The organism is Chroococcidiopsis sp. [FACHB-1243] (assembly GCF_014696895.1).
In the GTDB taxonomy this organism is placed as follows: Bacteria; Cyanobacteriota; Cyanobacteriia; order Cyanobacteriales; family Chroococcidiopsidaceae; genus Chroococcidiopsis.
Genome location: NZ_JACJQX010000029.1, coordinates 82,058 through 99,653 on the forward strand (window position 1 = coordinate 82,058; position 17,596 = coordinate 99,653).

General features: G+C 45.7%; 16 protein-coding genes. 5 read left to right on the forward strand and 11 right to left on the reverse strand.

Annotated features, from left to right (window positions below):
* The first annotated feature begins 88 nt into the window (after positions 1–88).
* The gene (locus H6G17_RS21150; RefSeq protein WP_192160549.1) at positions 89–1,579 is read left to right on the forward strand and encodes an NADH-quinone oxidoreductase subunit M; all 1,491 of its coding nucleotides are present in this window, start codon (positions 89–91) and stop codon (positions 1,577–1,579) included.
* Positions 1,580–1,718: 139 nt separating this feature from the next.
* Positions 1,719–3,038 carry a CO2 hydration protein gene (locus H6G17_RS21155; protein ID WP_192160550.1) on the forward strand — a complete coding sequence of 440 codons (1,320 nt, stop codon included), beginning with the start codon at positions 1,719–1,721 and terminating at the stop codon, positions 3,036–3,038.
* Between the two features lie 132 nt (positions 3,039–3,170).
* On the opposite strand, the gene H6G17_RS21160 is transcribed toward H6G17_RS21155, so the two are convergent.
* The 8 genes from H6G17_RS21160 to H6G17_RS21195 all read right to left on the reverse strand — a co-directional run bounded on the left by H6G17_RS21160 (position 3,171) and on the right by H6G17_RS21195 (position 10,841).
* Entirely contained in the window at positions 3,171–4,148 is a 978-nt protein-coding gene (locus H6G17_RS21160) for an MvdD family ATP-grasp ribosomal peptide maturase (RefSeq protein WP_192160552.1), read from the reverse strand.
* Between the two features lie 153 nt (positions 4,149–4,301).
* On the reverse strand, positions 4,302–4,559 hold the full coding sequence (locus tag H6G17_RS21165; RefSeq protein WP_199316893.1) for a microviridin/marinostatin family tricyclic proteinase inhibitor: 258 nt from the start codon (positions 4,557–4,559) through the stop codon (positions 4,302–4,304).
* A 303-nt stretch (positions 4,560–4,862) separates the two neighbouring features.
* Positions 4,863–5,048: a hypothetical protein gene (locus H6G17_RS21170; RefSeq protein WP_192160556.1), complete on the reverse strand. Its 186-nt coding sequence runs from the start codon at positions 5,046–5,048 to the stop codon at positions 4,863–4,865.
* 87 nt (positions 5,049–5,135) lie between these two features.
* On the reverse strand, positions 5,136–7,385 hold the full coding sequence (locus H6G17_RS21175; RefSeq protein WP_192160558.1) for a glycoside hydrolase: 2,250 nt from the start codon (positions 7,383–7,385) through the stop codon (positions 5,136–5,138).
* A 182-nt stretch (positions 7,386–7,567) separates the two neighbouring features.
* Positions 7,568–7,798, reverse strand: coding sequence for a NifU family protein (locus H6G17_RS21180; RefSeq protein ID WP_190955665.1), 231 nt, complete (start codon positions 7,796–7,798; stop codon positions 7,568–7,570).
* 138 nt (positions 7,799–7,936) lie between these two features.
* Positions 7,937–8,587 carry a DUF3386 domain-containing protein gene (locus H6G17_RS21185; protein ID WP_192160560.1) on the reverse strand — a complete coding sequence of 217 codons (651 nt, stop codon included), beginning with the start codon at positions 8,585–8,587 and terminating at the stop codon, positions 7,937–7,939.
* Between the two features lie 82 nt (positions 8,588–8,669).
* Positions 8,670–10,502, reverse strand: a complete 1,833-nt coding sequence (locus H6G17_RS21190; protein ID WP_199316894.1) for an ATP-binding protein — start codon at positions 10,500–10,502, stop codon at positions 8,670–8,672.
* Between the two features lie 111 nt (positions 10,503–10,613).
* The gene (locus H6G17_RS21195; protein ID WP_192160562.1) at positions 10,614–10,841 is read right to left on the reverse strand and encodes a hypothetical protein; all 228 of its coding nucleotides are present in this window, start codon (positions 10,839–10,841) and stop codon (positions 10,614–10,616) included.
* Between the two features lie 297 nt (positions 10,842–11,138).
* Here H6G17_RS21195 and lepA point away from each other — a divergent pair, with 297 nt between their 5' ends.
* On the forward strand, positions 11,139–12,953 hold the full coding sequence (lepA, locus tag H6G17_RS21200; RefSeq protein WP_192160564.1) for a translation elongation factor 4: 1,815 nt from the start codon (positions 11,139–11,141) through the stop codon (positions 12,951–12,953).
* 162 nt (positions 12,954–13,115) lie between these two features.
* Positions 13,116–14,177, forward strand: a complete 1,062-nt coding sequence (gene mnmA / locus H6G17_RS21205) for a tRNA 2-thiouridine(34) synthase MnmA (protein WP_192160566.1) — start codon at positions 13,116–13,118, stop codon at positions 14,175–14,177.
* Positions 14,178–14,268: 91 nt separating this feature from the next.
* Here the strand turns inward: mnmA and typA are convergent, their stop codons facing one another.
* Both typA and H6G17_RS21215 read right to left on the reverse strand, forming a co-directional pair.
* Positions 14,269–16,059: a translational GTPase TypA gene (typA, locus tag H6G17_RS21210; RefSeq protein WP_015152179.1), complete on the reverse strand. Its 1,791-nt coding sequence runs from the start codon at positions 16,057–16,059 to the stop codon at positions 14,269–14,271.
* Positions 16,060–16,240: 181 nt separating this feature from the next.
* Positions 16,241–16,810: a hypothetical protein gene (locus H6G17_RS21215; protein ID WP_242038520.1), complete on the reverse strand. Its 570-nt coding sequence runs from the start codon at positions 16,808–16,810 to the stop codon at positions 16,241–16,243.
* On the opposite strand from H6G17_RS21215, the gene H6G17_RS21220 reads away from it, so the two are divergent.
* Complete coding sequence (locus H6G17_RS21220) at positions 16,809–17,030, forward strand: helix-turn-helix transcriptional regulator (protein ID WP_015152181.1); 222 nt, start codon at positions 16,809–16,811, stop codon at positions 17,028–17,030. The genes H6G17_RS21215 and H6G17_RS21220 overlap by 2 nt on opposite strands.
* 80 nt (positions 17,031–17,110) lie before the next feature.
* Here the strand turns inward: H6G17_RS21220 and H6G17_RS21225 are convergent, their stop codons facing one another.
* Positions 17,111–17,308 carry a hypothetical protein gene (locus tag H6G17_RS21225; RefSeq protein ID WP_192160568.1) on the reverse strand — a complete coding sequence of 66 codons (198 nt, stop codon included), beginning with the start codon at positions 17,306–17,308 and terminating at the stop codon, positions 17,111–17,113.
* Positions 17,309–17,596: the final 288 nt, after the last annotated feature.

Below are 17,596 nucleotides of genomic sequence, written 5' to 3' on the forward strand. Positions count from 1 at the left end.
GTAATTGGTCATTAGTCATTTGTAAAGCACTAGCGACCAATTACCCATTACCAATTACCAACTACCAACTACCAATTTCAAAATCGTTATGCTGAGTGCTTTGATCTGGATACCTGTCGTCGGTGCTGCTTGCATTGGATTTATACCAATGCAAGGCAATCGCGCCCGATCGCTGGCTTTGGCGATCGCCACTGGCATGATTATTTGGACGCTGGTACTGCTGAGTCAATTTGACATCTCCCTAGCTGGGATGCAATTTTCCGAACTGTTGCCTTGGATCGATACCCTGGGGTTGAGCTACAGCTTGGGGGCAGATGGTTTGTCTATCCCTCTAGTCGCCTTAGCGGGGGTATTGACTTGGATTGCAATTTATAGTAGTAGCGAAAATATTACCCGTCCTCGGCTGTACTACGCTTTGTTACTGCTGATCTATGCTGGGGTGGTGGGTGGATTCCTAGCGCAAAACTTGCTGTTGTTCGTTCTATTTTACGAAGTCGAGCTGATTCCTTTTTATCTGTTGATCGCAATCTGGGGTGGAACGGCAAAGCGCGGCTACGCTGCGATGAAGTTTTTGATCTACACGGCAGTTTCAGGAATTTTGATTCTAGCTGGCTTTTTGGGGATTACTTGGCTGACAGGATCTTCTAGTTTCGATTACAACGCGATCGCCACCCAAGGATTACCTCTACAAGCGCAACTGATCCTCCTCACCATCCTGTTAGTTGGATTTGGCATCAAGATTCCTCTGGTTCCCCTACATACTTGGTTACCCGATGCTTACACGGAGGCTTCTCCACCCGTAGCAATTATGTTGGGGGGAATCCTGGCAAAGTTAGGAACTTATGGAATTATCCGATTTGGTTTAGGATTATTTCCCGAAACTTGGGCGATTGTCGCACCTGGATTAGCAATTATCGGCGCAATTAGCGCAGTATACGGTGCGGTAACGGCGATCGCTCAAAAAGACATCAAGCGCATGGTTGCCTATAGTTCGATCGGACACATGGGTTATGTCATGCTGGCTGCGGCTGCTGCTACTGAGTTGAGTACGGTCGGCGCAGTGGCGCAAATGGTTGCTCACGGTCTAATTTTGGCAATTCTATTTAATTTGATTGGTGTCGTTGAAGCCAAAGTTGGGACTCGCGAACTCGATGTCTTGAATGGATTGATGAGTCCAATTCGCGGATTACCATACATTAGCGCCCTGCTAGTAATGGGGGGCATGGCAAGCGCGGGAATTCCAGGCATGACTGGTTTTATTGCCGAATTTTTAGTCCTGCAAGGCAGCTACGCTAGATTTCCCTTACCTACCCTCGTTTGCGTTCTATGTACGGGGTTAACAGCGGTATATTTTGTGATTTTGCTCAACCGGACTTGCTTCGGCAAGCTAGACAACAAGACAGCTTACTATCCCGTCGTCACCTGGTCGGAAAAAGTTCCCGCCCTCGTCCTCACGGCACTGATCCTATTTTTGGGCATTCAACCTACTTGGTTAGTACGTTGGAGTGAGACCACTACTACGGCTATGGTTGCTTCCGTCCGCGTCAACACTACACAGCAAATTGCGATTAAAAATTAGGAAAGGGCGCACGGCTGTGCGCCCCTACGATTCCCTACGACTTCTGTACGGGCGGGTTCACCGGACATCTCTGTTATGAGTGAAGTATCTTGGTGAACCCGCCCCTACAAATCCCCACTACTCACTACTCACTCCCATCATGGTACTTGCTCAAGAAAAATCTACAGCGAAACTGCCCCCATCCAAGCATGAATTTGCCGATATCATCCATCGCTTAGAAGCAGGTGGGGCGATGCTACCAGATACACCAGAAAACCTGATGCAAATTATCGGTATTTACAAGGCTTATGCCGTACCGATGGATTTCTACTGGCGCGACTTACTTTATATTGGCGAACGAGTCTTTCTCGATCCGCTACCTTTCTTTAAATACTTCATTCCCCAAGAGTATTTAGACCTGCACAATCATTATGCAGGCGACGATGCTGATTTGCGGATTTGGCGGGGACCAGCCACAGCGCATCCCGAACTACTTGCCTTTATGGAAGAAGGTGAAACCCGCAAGATGCCTAGATTGTTGCATCACTGGTTCCACGATCGCATCAACATGGAATTTGCCGAAGAATGTATGCGGGCGATGCTATGGCACGGTAGAGATATGGGTTATGGCAAGTTCGATGCCTATCTCGATTCAGATGAATACAAAGCCAACGCCGATCGCGCCATTAAAGCTTATTTCAAGTACAATCCAGCCATGCTGGGGCTGTATAAACTGTTCCCAGAAATGTTTTTAGAACAGTGCCGTCAGGCTTCTTATTACGCCAATCTGGGCTTATTCTGGGAGGTGATGGCTCCAGTCTTCTTCGAGATGTCTGATATTTACGATGAAGGTGGATTTAAGGGAGTCCCCGACGCGATGAATTTCTTGGTGAATGGAATTTTTGCGATCGCGGGTCGTCCAATTTACCACCACGTTTATATTCGCGGCGAACGCTACGAAATTATTCCTAAATCAAAAGGGTTTACCTGGCTTTACGAAGCGGCGTTACCTTATGTCGAAGCTGTTTTCTACCGCACCTCTCCTTTCCGTGGAACGAAATCATATAATGCCCAAGCCGGACAAATTCCTACCGATCAAAAAGATTTCCACTATGGCGTTTTATATGCAGATAAATTTCCTGTAGGTACGGCTGGTATTCCACCTACGTTGTTAGCACAAGATATGTATCATTTCTTGCCTCAATATCTTCGAGATTATTATCAGCAGCACTGTCGAGGCGAAGATGATATTTTGGTACAATTGGGTATTACATTCCAGCGATCGATGTACTGCGTAACTTCTGCGGTTATTCAAGCGTTGAGGACTGCATTGTTGTATCCATTAGACGATCCAAATCCAAAACATTTGCAAGCAAATCGCGAGTTTTTTGAAAAGCAAATTAATCGCTTCTGTCGTCCAGAATTTGATATGAGAAATGCGGCACGTTTGCGGCAAATTCAGACTTCAGATTATCGCTAGAAGATTTCCCTAATACCTTTTGTTTTCAGTTTTTGAGGGGGCTTTTGTATTCTCAGAATCTTGCTTACCAAGTAAAGAAAATCCCCCCAACCCTCCTTAAAAAGGGGGGCTTTTTACGTAAACATCATTGCCTTAAAAAGGAGAGCTTTTTATGAGGATATCTGCGATCGCTTGCGAAATTGGTAAACCCGCGTGTTTTTCCAGCCAATAAAATTCCCCTATAGGGTTAATTTCTAAAAATATATAACGCCCGTCTGGAGTCAAAATGAGATCGAATGCTCCATAGTTTAACTGAAAATATGTCATCATCTGTCGCAATTTTACAGCAAGTTCTTGAGGAAGACTGTAGGGTTGCCAAGCATCAATCAAAGTCAATCCTTGTCGCCGCCAGTCATGACGCGCTTCAGGCGAAATCTGAGAGTCAATAGCAGCTGTAAATACGTGCTGTCCGACAATCGTTGTCCTCAGTTCCAACGCTTTAGGAATGTTTTCTTGAAAGCACATCGGACAAAAGCGCAATCCCTCTAAATTTTCTAAATCCTCGGGCTTGACTGGATTAGTGAAAACAACTTGCTCTTGTCCTCGATCGTAAATTGCAAAAGCAGTGAGCATTTTCGTCACCATACCCGAACTGCACTCTCGCGCAAATTCCAACACTGCTTGGGGATTGTTTGTAATTAGAGTACGCGGAGTTTCTAAACCGAGCGATCGCGCAATTTGTAATTGTAATTGCTTGTGTTCTGCACGGCGAATATCAGATACAGAATCGAGATGAAAAATATTGAGACTAGCGATCGCCCCCAGAATCGTAGCTTGCGACTCTTGAACTGAGGCTTGGCGTAGTTGAGTATCCATCGTTGTCGGAATCCTTGCACCCATGCGAATGCGCCGATACCAAACTGCGGATACATCTTGTAAATTGAGTTGGTTTGCGCCATCAATCAGCACGAACCGTTCTGTTCCCAGTCCGAAATAAACCTCTAACTGTGTCTGCGTCGGAAAGCGATCGGTATCAAAGCGAAATGCCTTTCCACCTTGAGCTGCGATCGCATTCATAACTAAGGAAATACCCTCATGATCTCGACTATGAGTCACGATCAAAACTGTCATATCGTTATACTCCAATTTGCGATCGCCAACTCGTAATTCGTAGCTGTTACTCTCTACATCATTACTAGATAATTATTTTCTATCACTAAGCTAAGTGCTTGTACTTAGAGTTAATAAATTACGAATTACGACTTACGAATTATGACTTACAAATTATTCTTTGTAATAATCCGAGATGGATGGGAATTTCGGAAACTCAGGCATAGATGGCATCTTGGGTACATCGATCGAGGGGAATTCATAACCTTTATTCCCACCGTCAACGTCAACGTCAGATGGATACGCTAGCGTTACATATTCGCTACCACCACTCACAGATGCCATTTCTGTTTCTGAGAGTTCTGCTCCGAATTGCCCTTCTAGAAAGCGAGCGAAAAAAGGAATTGACGAATTTAAATTTTGTGATTTCATATCAGACATAGGTTTTATTTACCTCCGATTGTTTAATTCAAGTTACAGTAATAGCTCAGCAAACTCCGATCAAAAGAATTTAGAATTATAGTCGTAGAACTATGAATGACAAACCCCACAGACAAATCTACGGGGCTGAAAACAGAAAAATCCAATTTTTTCACGCCTTATATGGGCTTGAAAGCATTCAACTCATTCCGAATTTCAAATTCCAAATTCTAAATTTTTAAGTTGTATTGCTAAGCTTTAGTTAGCAACCTATACTCACCACTTCATCCAGCAGTATAGAGGTTACGCACACATTTACAAAAATTTATTTTCAAGGGTATACAAATGCGAGTATGTGCGATCGGCGATGGGAGTCGTACGGGCGGGTTTAGCAAAAACTCCACGAGCTTTGACAATAAATCTTTGCTCAAAACCCACCCGTACTTGTTGGGGCGGGTTTAGCAAAAACTCCACGGGCTTTGACAATAAATCTTCGTTCAAAACCCGTCCGTACAGAAGCCAGAAAAACTATATTTAAATTACCCCCTCAGCTCCCTCAGCTCCCTCAGCTCCGCGACTCTCTCTTCTCTACGGTACTTCAATCGGAATCAGAGCATTCTCAGGCAAATACTGCTGGAATCTACCCTCGTCTGCCAAGACCAAAACCAAGCGCAAGGGAAAGTCTGGTGGCATTTGCAAATCAGCCCAAGGAACTGCTACTTCTAGACACCGCTCTAGCGCTACTTGAGCGCGACTGGCGCGGGGATGCCATTGATAGTGTTCTCCCGCCTCTTGAAAGTGAACCGATTGCGTAAGTAAATTAACTTCCAAGCGATGGTGAAACATATAGTTCATTGGCGCTTGCTCTGGCAAGTCTACCAAAGGTGCGGGGCTGTTATGCATGGTGCGATCGGGATAGAACCAGAGTAAATTGAGTTCTGGCGGCAAGTCCTGACCCGGCTTTGCCCCTATTTTGAAATCTAATCTGAGATAGAAATTTAGGTGATCTACCCCGTACCAAATGCGCTGTACCGTGCTGCTTTGATGCATCGTTCCCCGCGCTCCACCAACTTCTAAGCGTCCGGCTTTGTCCCAGTCTTGCTCGTCGCCCATGCCATCAATATTAGGGTGAATGAAGCTTTGGGGGCGATGGTCGGCTGGAGCGGCATGAATTTCTACCGGACGCAACAGCACTGGAGGAACGGGTTGATTTAAGGCTTGATAAATGCCACACAAATGCTCTCGAAATAACTGGTCGAAGATAGCATCGTGATTGGAGGAATGACCTTCACCAAACCACCAAAACCAATCAGACCCTTCGGCGGCGTATAAAGCTTCCCAAACTTCGGGGTTATTCTCTTCTGTCGCCTCCGGATGCTGTGCCAATACCTCTCTCGCTGCTGCTAGCAAGTCCCAAGCTCGATTTTTTGCCGGGTCGCCAATCCAAGTGGTAAAGCTGCCATCTACCCAGGAACCGCTGTGTAATTTCTCACCTGGAATTGTTGCAGTTGGGGGAAAAGCATCGATAAATTCCGAGACGGTGACGAGTTTGATATGAGGATGGTTGCTGAGAGTTTGATATAAGTTTTCTAAGAAGGGTTTGCCATCTTGAGGATAGTATTCCCAGCAGTTTTCTCCGTCTAGGGCGATCGTGACGAGCCAAGGTTGTTCTAAGCTAGTCCGATCGCCTTCTTGGTGCTGTTTGAGCTGATGGGCGATCGACTCTAAATGCCCTACCAAATCTGCTGCGGCGCGTTTGGGTGGCATCGACCCATACGTAAAGCCAATTAAATCTGACAATCTATGATCGCGAAAGACAATAGATAAATCTCCTGCTGCTGTCTGCAAGCGATAGGGACGGTATAACAATTCTGGTTCGATGACATTTCCCGCCCCGTCGCGGTGGAAAAAGTGCTTGAGCGTCCACCCTAAAACAGCTTCATCCGAAACAATCCAATTAAATCCTTGCTTGATAATATAGGGAAGAATTTCAGGACTGACAGACTGTTCGGAAGGCCACAATCCCCTGGGTATTTGTCCAAAGCGGTCTTCGTATAACTCCCATGCTTTTTGCAAGTGACGCGGAATATCTTCTGCCCATTGGAAGCGGTAGTTAGGCAGATTCATATTCGGTACGGCAACCCGACCGGAGTTAGTATCGGCAAGTAAAGGCAGAATTGGATGAGTGTAAGGCGAGGTAGTAACTTCTAGTTGCCCCGTTTTTTGCATGTGGCGATGTTGGGGGACAATCCGACTGATAATTTCCCTTTGTTTAGAATAAATCCGCTGGCGATCGCTTAAAGTAAAACCCCGACCTTGCTGCAACCATTGAGCAATTTCGGGTTCATCCCAAAAAATTGGATCGATCCAAACTAAATTATGCCAAGCCAGTAAATCGCCGTAATCTTCCTTCTGCCAATTGTCCAAACACCAAGCCGCACCGCGTTCCTGCCGTTGATGGTACAACTCTGCATAACGGGGGTGGGGATCGATCAGGGTATGATGGTTGGCATCAAAAAAGTTAGCAATAATAAATTGTTGCTGCTCCCTTTGCAGTTGCTCTGTAGGTGTCAAGCTAACTGTGAGATAGGGATCGAAAGCAGTCCCAGCAATGTAATCTTCTAGTTGCAGAATCAGAGAAGGAACGAGGTTAACCGTTTGATGTAACTTAGGATAACGCTCTAGAATTAACACCAAATCCAGATAGTCTTTTGTCCCGTGCAACCTGACCCACGGCAAGCGATACTGATTGGATGTAGAAGTAGAACTGCGATCGCGACTTTTATACAGTGGTTGGTGCTGATGCCAGACGAATGCAACGTATAAAGGATGAGACATAGGCTAGGGACTAGGGGTTAGAGTAGGACGGAGAGACGAAGGAGACAAGGAGGACAAGGAAGACAAGGGAGAAGCCTTAAGTTGTAAGTTGGATATTCGTAAGTCATTACTTACTACAAATCGACTCACTCTTCACTGGTCACACTCTCTCTGCTCCCTGCTCGTCCCTGCTCCCTGCTCCCTTAAATCACTTGTTCGACTTCAGCGATTTCGGGGATCATTTCCCGCAAACGGCGCTCGATTCCCATTCTCAGAGTCATGGTAGAACTAGGGCAAGAACCACAAGCTCCTTGTAACCGCAACCGCACGATTGGACCGTCGAGTTCGACTAGTTCTACGTTGCCACCATCTGAGATCAGATAGGGGCGCATTTCATCCAAAACTGTTTCTACATTATCTGTTGTAAGTTCCATAGAATTAGACCTTTATTTAACAAACTTGCTAAAACGATCCTAGCTTTTCCGAGAGAGCAGGGACGAGCTGGGAGCTGGGAGTAGGGAAGAATTTAACTCTTTTCACGCACCACGCACCACACACCACGCGCCATACACCTAAACAGCTACAGGTTCTAGTAATTTGATGTTAGAGAAGTTGAACTCGGTTTTAATCCGTTCTTGTTGCTGATAGTCTTCTACGATTTGCTTGGTCATGACGTAATAGTCACCAAATTTTTCGTAAAAGTCTTGAAACTTTAATACCTTGATGACTTCGTTAGTTTGGGGATTGCGGAACACCGCATCGTAGCGACTAGCTACGTAACCCCCGCCTGTATCTAAGCTATCGTGGGTGTCGATAACAAAAGCCATGCGACCCATAACGCGGCTGACTTGGCAAATTTCCGTACCGCGCACTTTATAGTTAGAACCCATAGCATCGCCTTTGACCAGGATTTCCACTGCGCCACTGTCATCGAGTTTACCGAGGCTAAACTCATTTTTGCCGTGAGACTGCTCGAATTGCGATCGCTTGCGGTGAGTAACAATATCTCGCAGCTGCGTGTAAACGCTTTCTTGTACTTTTTCGTCTTCTATGCCTGTAACTTCTACGCTCAAATCGCGATTAATCCGAATTCTCCCCGTGTAGACTTCATTACCTTGCGTCAATTGCACGTCTGCACTGTAACCAGGAAAGTTTTCATCCCAGGTATAGCGGTTTTCATAAGCCGTCTTGAATAAGTCTCGCGCACTTGTTTGCTCTGTCATAGCACTGTTGTGACTTCACCTTTTACAGTGTAGTCCGAGTGAGTAGTGCGTGGTACGTGGCGCGTGATGCGTGTTTGTATTTCTATTCTCCATCTCCCAGTCCTAATACCATCAACGGCTCTTGATACAAAGGGACGGTGAAGGTGACTGTGGAACCGAGTCCCTCGCCCATACTATAAAAATTGACTGTTCCCCCCATAGCTTCCACTAGTTTTTGGGAAATAGTCAATCCCAGACCAGTACCGCCGTACTGTCGCGTGCGAGAGCCGTCTACTTGGCTAAAGGATTGAAATAGTTTATCTTGTTTATCTAAAGAAACACCAATGCCCGTATCGGCAACGCGAACTTTCACCATTCCCGGTAGGACTTGATTTTGAAAAATGGTTTTTTTCCGGGTGATATCCGCACTAATGGTGACTCCGCCTTCATGGGTGAATTTGATCGCATTACCAACCAAATTTAGCATCACTTGCAATAGCCTTTGGTAATTCCCTAAGACAATTATTTCGTCTGCCGTAGGTGGTAATTGGATTTGCAAATTTAAATTTTTCTGCTCGGCTTGGGTTCTGGTAAAGTCTTCGAGATCGCTAAATAGTTCGTTGAGTCTAACTTGACCTAACTCCAAATCCATTTTGCCTGCTTCAATTTTGGCAATATCTAGAATGTCGTTGATGATATTGAGCAGGTGCAAGCCGGAGCGATAAGCTTCTTGGATAAATTCTTCCTGTTCTTCAGGATCGTCTGCCATCCCCTCCAGCACTAACTTTAAAAATCCCAGCATTCCATTCAGCGGTGTGCGGAGTTCGTGGGAAGTGTTAGCAAGAAATTCGCTTTTGAGGCGAGAGGCTTCTTCTGCTTGTTGGCGAGCTTCTTCTAGCTGCCTGTATAGAGTAGCATGGGCGATCGCCGTACCAATTTGATCGGCTAAATCTCGGACTAACTCGATTTCTTCCGTCGTCCACTGGCGTAAGTGAGGGATCGGATGCAACATCGAACTACTGTGAGTCTGTGGTTGAAGGCTGCGTTCGCAATGCTGCAAGCAAATTAAGCCGTTGGGCTTATCGCGATCGACCGTTGCTAATAGTAAGATTGATTGTTGAAACTGGAGATTTTCTGTCTTCTCGATCGCCACAGGTGCAAGAGTCTCTAAAGCCTGACAATAACCTGGTTCGTGCATGATATCAATTGATTGACCCAGCATCGATCGCACTGCCATTTGGCGATACTCAGCTACCACTTGTAAATGGAGATCTTCCGGTCTATACGAGCAGATAATACAATGACTGACACCCAAGGCTTGACCCAAACTTTCTACAGTTTGCTGCCAGATTGTATTTAGATCTAAAGTGCGGCGAATGTTACGCGCAATTTGACTGAGAAGCTTTTTAGACGAAACTGAACCGAGCGATCCCATTGCGGTAGTCGCCAATTCCGAATAGACATCGGCTACCACTTCGTTGTCTATTTCTTCTAAGTGTCGCCCCATGACTAAAACAGAAGTAGCCGATCCCGTTGCGGGTAAAATTGGGCTAATTGCCAACTCAAATCCAAACAATTTTTGTCCGTAGCGAAATACACAATGACAGCGTTCGGGAACGAGACTTTCCAAAATCCTTTGCACCCGTCTTAAGTAGGGAGTTGGCTCTAAAGGTCCAAATGTCTGTTCTAAAGATTGTCCTACAATCCGCTCTTGCTGCAAACCTACACTATCGGCTTGTTGCCATGAAAAGTCAAGATAGCAACCCAAGCTATCCTGCACGCAAGCTAATTCAGCTCCTAGAGATGATAGAGAGCCGTTGGAATTCATACCAAATGACTCGAATGAAGATGTGAAAGCTGGCTGGTGGGAATCTGTATTAGCACTCATTACTAAAGATAGTTCGACACAGCGCAAGTCGAATGACTCGACAAACATTTGCTTCGAGTTTGGCACAAAACCTGATAGATTGGGAATTTTGCTTGGTGTCGCCAACAATTTACCAAGCACTCTAGTCAAGAAAGCGTTTACCAAGTCAGATGAAACCTGTTAATCGTTCCACTCACCTCGCGGTGGTACGGGTATACGAGGGATCGTACGGGTTAGTTCATCATCTCGCTGCGTTTCACCGCGCAACCATTGACGGATAGCGACTTCTATCACTTTACTCGGATCGTTAGTTAAATGCTGAATTTGATCGACGAGTTCCGAATCTAAATGAATAGAAAGTTTTACCTTGTCGAGGTTTGCGTCTGATGTATCGATGTTGTCATTCATAAGCGCTAAACGGTAATTGATTTAGCAAACGTACCTTTTGCCATACTTGGCTTGCAGTTCTTCCTGCGCAGCTATCTAAACTAGAACAGGACTTTTCCGGCGCTACTCAAGGGCGATCGCGTCCGAATAGGTCTATTGTAAGCTCGATTGGCGACCAGTTATCAGTTATCAGTTGTCAGTTGTCAGTGACTTACAACTTACGACTTACGACTTACGACTTACCTTCCTACTCCCTCAATAAAAGATTAAAATGCGTTAAGTACGATCGCTATTTGCTTGCTACTAAATCGTAAAAATATGACAGATGTTTCCGCCGAGCGTATTCGTAATTTTTCAATTATCGCTCACATTGACCACGGGAAATCAACTCTAGCCGATCGCCTGTTGCTGACAACTGGTACGGTTGCAGAACGGGTGATGAAGCAGCAGTTTCTCGATAATATGGAGTTGGAACGAGAGCGCGGCATTACGATTAAGTTACAAGCGGCTCGGATGAACTATCAAGCAAAGGACGGAGAAGCCTACGTCCTTAACTTAATTGATACCCCAGGACACGTTGACTTTTCTTATGAAGTGTCTCGCTCGTTAGCAGCTTGCGAAGGAGCATTATTAGTTGTCGATGCTTCCCAAGGAGTAGAAGCACAAACTTTAGCAAATGTCTACTTAGCCTTAGAGCATGACTTAGAAATCATTCCCGTACTGAATAAAATTGACTTGCCAGGTGCAGAACCAGAACGGGTAATTGAAGAGGTCGAACAAATTATTGGCTTAGATTGCAGCAATGCAATTTTAGCATCGGCAAAAGAGGGAATTGGCATAGACGAGATTTTAGAGGCGATCGTCAAGCGCGTACCACCTCCAAGTAACACGATTAACGATCCCTTACGGGCGTTGATTTTTGATAGCTACTACGATAGCTACAGAGGGGTCATCGTCTATTTTCGTGTCATGGATGGTACGGTGAAAAAAGGCGATCGCGTCCGTTTGATGGCATCGAAAAAAGAATACGAAATTGACGAATTAGGTGTCCTCTCTCCAAATCAAAAGCAAGTCGAAGAACTGCACGCCGGAGAAGTCGGTTATCTCGCCGCTGCGATCAAAGCTGTAGCCGATGCGCGGGTAGGCGATACAATTACCCTGGCAACAAAACCAGCAGCTCAAGCTTTACCAGGTTACACCGAAGCAAAGCCAATGGTATTTTGCGGGATGTTTCCCACTGACTCAGACGAGTTTGAAAATCTGCGCGATGCTCTGGAAAAGCTGAGGCTCAACGATGCAGCCTTGCAATACGAACCAGAAACCTCAAGCGCGATGGGGTTTGGTTTCCGTTGCGGTTTCTTGGGATTGTTACACATGGAAATCGTCCAAGAACGTTTAGAACGCGAATACGATTTAGATTTGGTAATTACAGCTCCATCGGTAGTTTACAAAGTAGTTACCAACAACGGCGAAGAAATTTATGTTGATAATCCCAGCAAGTTACCAGCACCCAACGAACGGGAAAGCATTGCTGAACCCTACGCTCAAGTAGAAATGATTACGCCAGAATCTTTTGTTGGCACGTTGATGGAGTTGTGTCAAAATCGGCGGGGAATCTTCAAAGATATGAAGTATCTTACCCAGGGGCGCACGACATTAACTTATGAATTGCCTTTGGCAGAGGTAGTCACAGACTTTTTCGATCAAATGAAATCGCGATCGCGCGGATATGCCAGCATGGAATATCATCTGATTGGCTACCGCGAAAATCCCTTAGTCCGCCTAGATTTGATGATCAACGGCGATCCGGTAGACTCTTTAGCAATGATCGTCCATCGTGATAAAGCCTATGGTGTCGGACGAGCGATGGCAGAAAAACTCAAAGAATTAATCCCGCGCCATCAATTCAAAGTCCCCATTCAAGCCGCCATTGGCAGTAAAGTCATTGCCAGCGAACACATTCCCGCACTGCGTAAAGACGTACTCGCCAAATGCTACGGTGGTGACATCAGCCGCAAGAAGAAACTGCTACAAAAGCAAGCTAAAGGGAAAAAGCGGATGAAAGCTGTCGGTACGGTAGATGTACCCCAAGAAGCATTTATGGCTGTACTAAAATTGGATGGTTCGCAGTAGTGAGTGGTAATTGGTAATTGGTAATTGGTAGTTAACTGTTGTTGCTCCCCTACTCCCCTGCTTCCCTGCTCTCTTCCCCGACTCCCGACTCCCGATAATAGCAGCAGGCGATCGCCAAGAAGATCTAAATTAGTATCAGTATCTCGCCATTTTCCCAGAACCATGAATAAAATCGTCGTCGGTCTTTCTGGTGGAGTTGATAGTTCCACCGCCGCCGCCATTCTACATAACCAAGGATATGATGTCGTTGGTCTGACCCTTTGGCTGATGAAAGGCAAAGGACAGTGCTGTTCGGAGGGAATGGTAGATGCTGCATATATCTGCGAACAATTTGATATTCCACACCATATCGTCGATATGCGGGAAGTTTTTCAAACCCATATTGTCGATTACCTAGTATCTGGGTATAGCGACGGTATTACCCCACTACCCTGTTCGCAGTGCAACAAAACGGTAAAATTCAGCCCTATGTTGCAGTATGCTAGGGAAAAATTGGGTGTAGACAAAATTGCAACAGGACACTACGCTCGCATTACTCACGACCCAACATCGGGACGCTACCAACTACGACGAGCTGTAGACCGGAATAAAGATCAATCGTACTTTTTATACGATTTGTCCCAAGACGTTTTAGCAGGTGTCGTATTTCCATTAGGCGAAAAACTAAAAGCCGAAACGCGCCAAATCGCCTCTGAATACAATTTGAAAACAGCCGACAAGCCAGAAAGCCAAGACTTGTGCTTGATTGAAAGCCACGGTTCTATGCAGGAGTTTTTGGATAGATACATTGCTCCTAAAAAGGGCGAAATTATCGATGCTACTGGTAAGGTACTAGGACAGCATGATGGTGTCCATCATTATACGATCGGGCAGCGCAAGGGTTTAGGAATTGCCGCAGCCGAACCGCTGTACGTAATTGGCTTAGATCCGGTGATGAATCGAGTGATTGTGGGCGATCGCACCACTGCTAACCAGCTAGAATGTACCATCGGGCGAGTCAACTGGGTTTCTATTACAGAACCGAATGCACCAATTCGCGCTCAAGTCCAAGTGCGGTATCGTTCTAGTGCGGTAGATGTGACGGTGGTTCCACTGGCAAATTCTCGTGTTAAGTTGGTGTTTGACGAACCCCAATTTAGCATCACGCCTGGACAAGCTGCTGTTTGGTACGACGGTGATGCTGTCCTGGGTGGGGGAATTATTGAAAAGCCTGTCAATTGTTGATGCATATACGTAGGGGCGCACAGCTGTGCGCCCCTACAGAAGATTTATTTCACCAGATGTAGAGACGTTACATATAACGTCTCTACAGGGATTATCGTTTAGCCAGCTTTTTCGATAGCTTCCGCAGCCGAATCGATTTAGGGGTCACTTCTACTAGCTCATCGGGTCCAATGTACTCTAGAGCGCGTTCTAGGCTCATATCTACAGGTGCTTGCAACTGCACTAGTTCGTCGCCGCTAGCAGCGCGGTGGTTAGTTAGCTGTTTGGTTTTGCAAACATTCAGTTCTAAGTCTTGCGGGCGGTTGTGTTCGCCGACAATCATACCTTTGTAGACCTTAGTACCAGGAGTGATAAAGAATACGCCTCGGTCTTCGGCGTTCTTCATGGCGTAGAAGGTGGCTACTCCCTCTTCAAAAGAAATCAGTACGCCGTTGCGACGGGCTTCAATTTCCCCAGAAATAGCACGGTATTCGAGGAAGCTGTGGTTCATGATTCCTTCACCACGAGTCATCCGCATGAATTCACCTCGGAAGCCCACTAATCCACGGGCGGGAATGACGAAATCGAGTTGGGTGCGTCCGTTCCCGCCAACTTGCATATCTTGCATTTCACCCCGTCGCTGTCCCAGGCGTTCGATACAACTACCTACAGCTTCTTCCGGTACGTCTAATACTAAATATTCAAATGGTTCGCAGGGTTGCCCGCTAACTTCGCGATAAATGACTTGTGGCTGAGAAACTTGAAACTCGTAGCCTTCGCGTCGCATAGTTTCAATTAAGATTCCCAAATGCAGTTCGCCGCGTCCCGAAACTAGGAATTTATCGGGGGAGTCGGTTTCTTCCACGCGCAGAGCAACGTTTGTTTCCAATTCTCGCATCAAGCGATCGCGCACTTGACGAGAAGTAACAAAATTTCCTTCCTGTCCGGCAAAGGGCGAGTCGTTGACGGAAAATGTCATTTGTAAGGTCGGCTCGTCCACTTTAATTAGTGGTAGTGCCTGGGGTTCGTTGGGACAGGTAATTGTTTCGCCAATATTAGCATCGGCAAATCCGGCGATCGCAATAATATTACCCGCAGATGCTTCTTCTTGGTCGATTCGTTTCAACCCTTCAAAGCCCATCAATTTCGTGACTTTACCTTTAACAATTTCCCCCGTATCGCGGATCAAAGCAGCTTGCTGTCCGACGCGGATCGTACCATTATGGATTTTACCAATAGCAATTCGTCCTACATACTCCGAGTAATCTAGAGTCGTGACCTGCAACTGCAATGGCTTTGCCGGATCGCCTACAGGTGGCGGAACGTGACGTAAAATCGCATCAAATAGGGGCTGCATGTCTACCCCTTCGGCTTCTAAATCTTCTTTGGCATAGCCGCTTAAACCAGAAGCAAATAAATAAGGAAAATCGCACTGGTCATCGTCTGCACCCAGTTCCAAAAACAGATCCAAGACTTTATCAACTGCACCGTGGGGATCTGCCTGGGGTCGGTCAATTTTATTAACCACGACAATCGGGCGCAGTCCCTTTTCTAAGGCTTTCTTCAGCACGAAGCGCGTCTGCGGCATCGGTCCTTCGTTGGCATCTACGATCAAGATACAACCGTCAACCATGCCCAAAACTCGTTCGACTTCGCCGCCAAAGTCAGCGTGACCGGGAGTATCGACAATGTTGATCAGCGTCTCTTTGTAGCGCACCGCTGTGTTTTTTGACAAGATGGTAATGCCTCGCTCTCGTTCCAAGGCATTTGAATCCATCACGCAATCAGGTACGTCTTCCCCTTCGCGGAAGATGCCAGATTGTCTCAGGAGGGCATCAACGAGAGTTGTTTTGCCGTGATCGACGTGGGCGATAATGGCGACGTTGCGAATGGGGAGCGTCATAAGGGCGTTCCAGAATGTTGTATAGGATTAAGCTGGTATGGATTTAGCAGCCTTTAGCAGAATTGGGTCAATAATAGCAATTCTGTAAATATGCCTTAATAATTGTAGCTTAGGTAGTTAGTCATTTGTCATTGACAAGAAATTTCTCACCACACCCCACACCCTGTTAACTGGTAACAGGTCACTGATAACTGATAACTGTCGATCGCATTTTCTCAAATACAGTGCGTAATGCTGTTAAAACATCTAGGGGAAAGATTTGCTCTATTGTCCTGATGATTATTTCCCAGTTGTCTAACTCTATCTGGGAAGCTGCTTGCTGCAATTTTTGCTGGTAGAATTCTTGCCAAAATTGGGGAGCTTGTTTGTTCTGCTTGGCAAACCGCTTGCGCCAGCGCCAGAAATCTCTATCTGTGGGTGGTTCTACTCCCAAAATCGGAGGTAAATCGGCATAGCTGACAAACGTACTCACGCCTTTACCTACAACGTGAATGACGTAGCGCCAGCAGTCGATTTTGTAGATTTGCTCTGGTTGCAAGTTAAGGCAGAGGGCGATCGCTTCTTTGGTGACAAATCGCGCTAGAGGATGAATATACTTTGCTTGCGGGTTTTCTGTTGCTATCATATGAATGACTTCCCACATCGTGGGTTGTATTTTGACAAAGCGATCGTCACAGTTTGCCAGACCAGGGCGATCGCTTTTAATAGGCTTGAGTATTATAGAACGCTTCAGCTGACAAGTCAACGGCATGTCAACAAACGGATTAGTACGATTAAAGATTAGAGAATTTGCTGCGAAAGAAGGGTGGACGTTAAAAGAAGTTTCCGACCGATCGGGAGTAGCTTACGGTACAGTGAAGACTTATGCTGCCTCTCCTGGAATGGCAATGGCAGATATTAACGCACTGCGTAAACTAGCGCAAACTTTTGATGTGATTATAGAAGACTTATTAGAAGTCGTAAAAGAGTAGGCGACACTAACACACAGGCTGCGCGAACCAGAATTGCACAATCTTATACACATCTTGTTCTAATTCCATCTACTCACACTCTATGGGGTTAGACAAAATTCCGCATCGACCTCAGCACTGTGATAGTTATCTTTGAGTCCATTGTAGACAAGGTGTAAATATTGCCTCAACTGCTTTGGCATTGACTCGTGCATGACAAAGTTTTTAAAGCGGGAGAAAGCTTCCTCTATCTCACAATTGAGAAATTGACGGATAAAGTCAGCTAGACCTGCAATCACTTTAATTCGTCAGACCATCTCGATTTCATCTGACAACGGACAGCCCAGCTCAAACTTTCATCAATTTTGTCAATCTGCTCAGGACTGGTAAATGGACGTAAACATTTAGTCTTGATAATGGACATACTTCCTATTTAATAGTTATTTAGAGCGGTATAGATCTTTAAAAAATATATTATATTGTAGGTAAGTAAGTAGACAGGAAAATTTACAAGTATGTAACAAAAAATTAATTAGACTGATTCGAGTGAAATTTAACACGCCTGGTACTATAGTTTCCTCTTTCTC

What these genes read in the sequence shown, in the direction of transcription:
- H6G17_RS21150 (WP_192160549.1), top strand. Translation starts at nt 89, where the DNA reads ATGCTGAGTGCTTTGATCTGGATACCTGTCGTCGGTGCTGCTTGCATT.
- H6G17_RS21155 (WP_192160550.1), top strand. Translation starts at nt 1,719, where the DNA reads ATGGTACTTGCTCAAGAAAAATCTACAGCGAAACTGCCCCCATCCAAG.
- H6G17_RS21160 (WP_192160552.1), bottom strand. Translation starts at nt 4,148, where the DNA reads ATGACAGTTTTGATCGTGACTCATAGTCGAGATCATGAGGGTATTTCC.
- H6G17_RS21165 (WP_199316893.1), bottom strand. Translation starts at nt 4,559, where the DNA reads ATGAAATCACAAAATTTAAATTCGTCAATTCCTTTTTTCGCTCGCTTT.
- H6G17_RS21175 (WP_192160558.1), bottom strand. Translation starts at nt 7,385, where the DNA reads ATGTCTCATCCTTTATACGTTGCATTCGTCTGGCATCAGCACCAACCA.
- H6G17_RS21180 (WP_190955665.1), bottom strand. Translation starts at nt 7,798, where the DNA reads ATGGAACTTACAACAGATAATGTAGAAACAGTTTTGGATGAAATGCGC.
- H6G17_RS21185 (WP_192160560.1), bottom strand. Translation starts at nt 8,587, where the DNA reads ATGACAGAGCAAACAAGTGCGCGAGACTTATTCAAGACGGCTTATGAA.
- H6G17_RS21190 (WP_199316894.1), bottom strand. Translation starts at nt 10,502, where the DNA reads ATGTTTGTCGAGTCATTCGACTTGCGCTGTGTCGAACTATCTTTAGTA.
- H6G17_RS21195 (WP_192160562.1), bottom strand. Translation starts at nt 10,841, where the DNA reads ATGAATGACAACATCGATACATCAGACGCAAACCTCGACAAGGTAAAA.
- lepA (WP_192160564.1), top strand. Translation starts at nt 11,139, where the DNA reads ATGACAGATGTTTCCGCCGAGCGTATTCGTAATTTTTCAATTATCGCT.
- mnmA (WP_192160566.1), top strand. Translation starts at nt 13,116, where the DNA reads ATGAATAAAATCGTCGTCGGTCTTTCTGGTGGAGTTGATAGTTCCACC.
- typA (WP_015152179.1), bottom strand. Translation starts at nt 16,059, where the DNA reads ATGACGCTCCCCATTCGCAACGTCGCCATTATCGCCCACGTCGATCAC.
- H6G17_RS21220 (WP_015152181.1), top strand. Translation starts at nt 16,809, where the DNA reads ATGTCAACAAACGGATTAGTACGATTAAAGATTAGAGAATTTGCTGCG.
- H6G17_RS21215 (WP_242038520.1), bottom strand. Translation starts at nt 16,810, where the DNA reads ATGCCGTTGACTTGTCAGCTGAAGCGTTCTATAATACTCAAGCCTATT.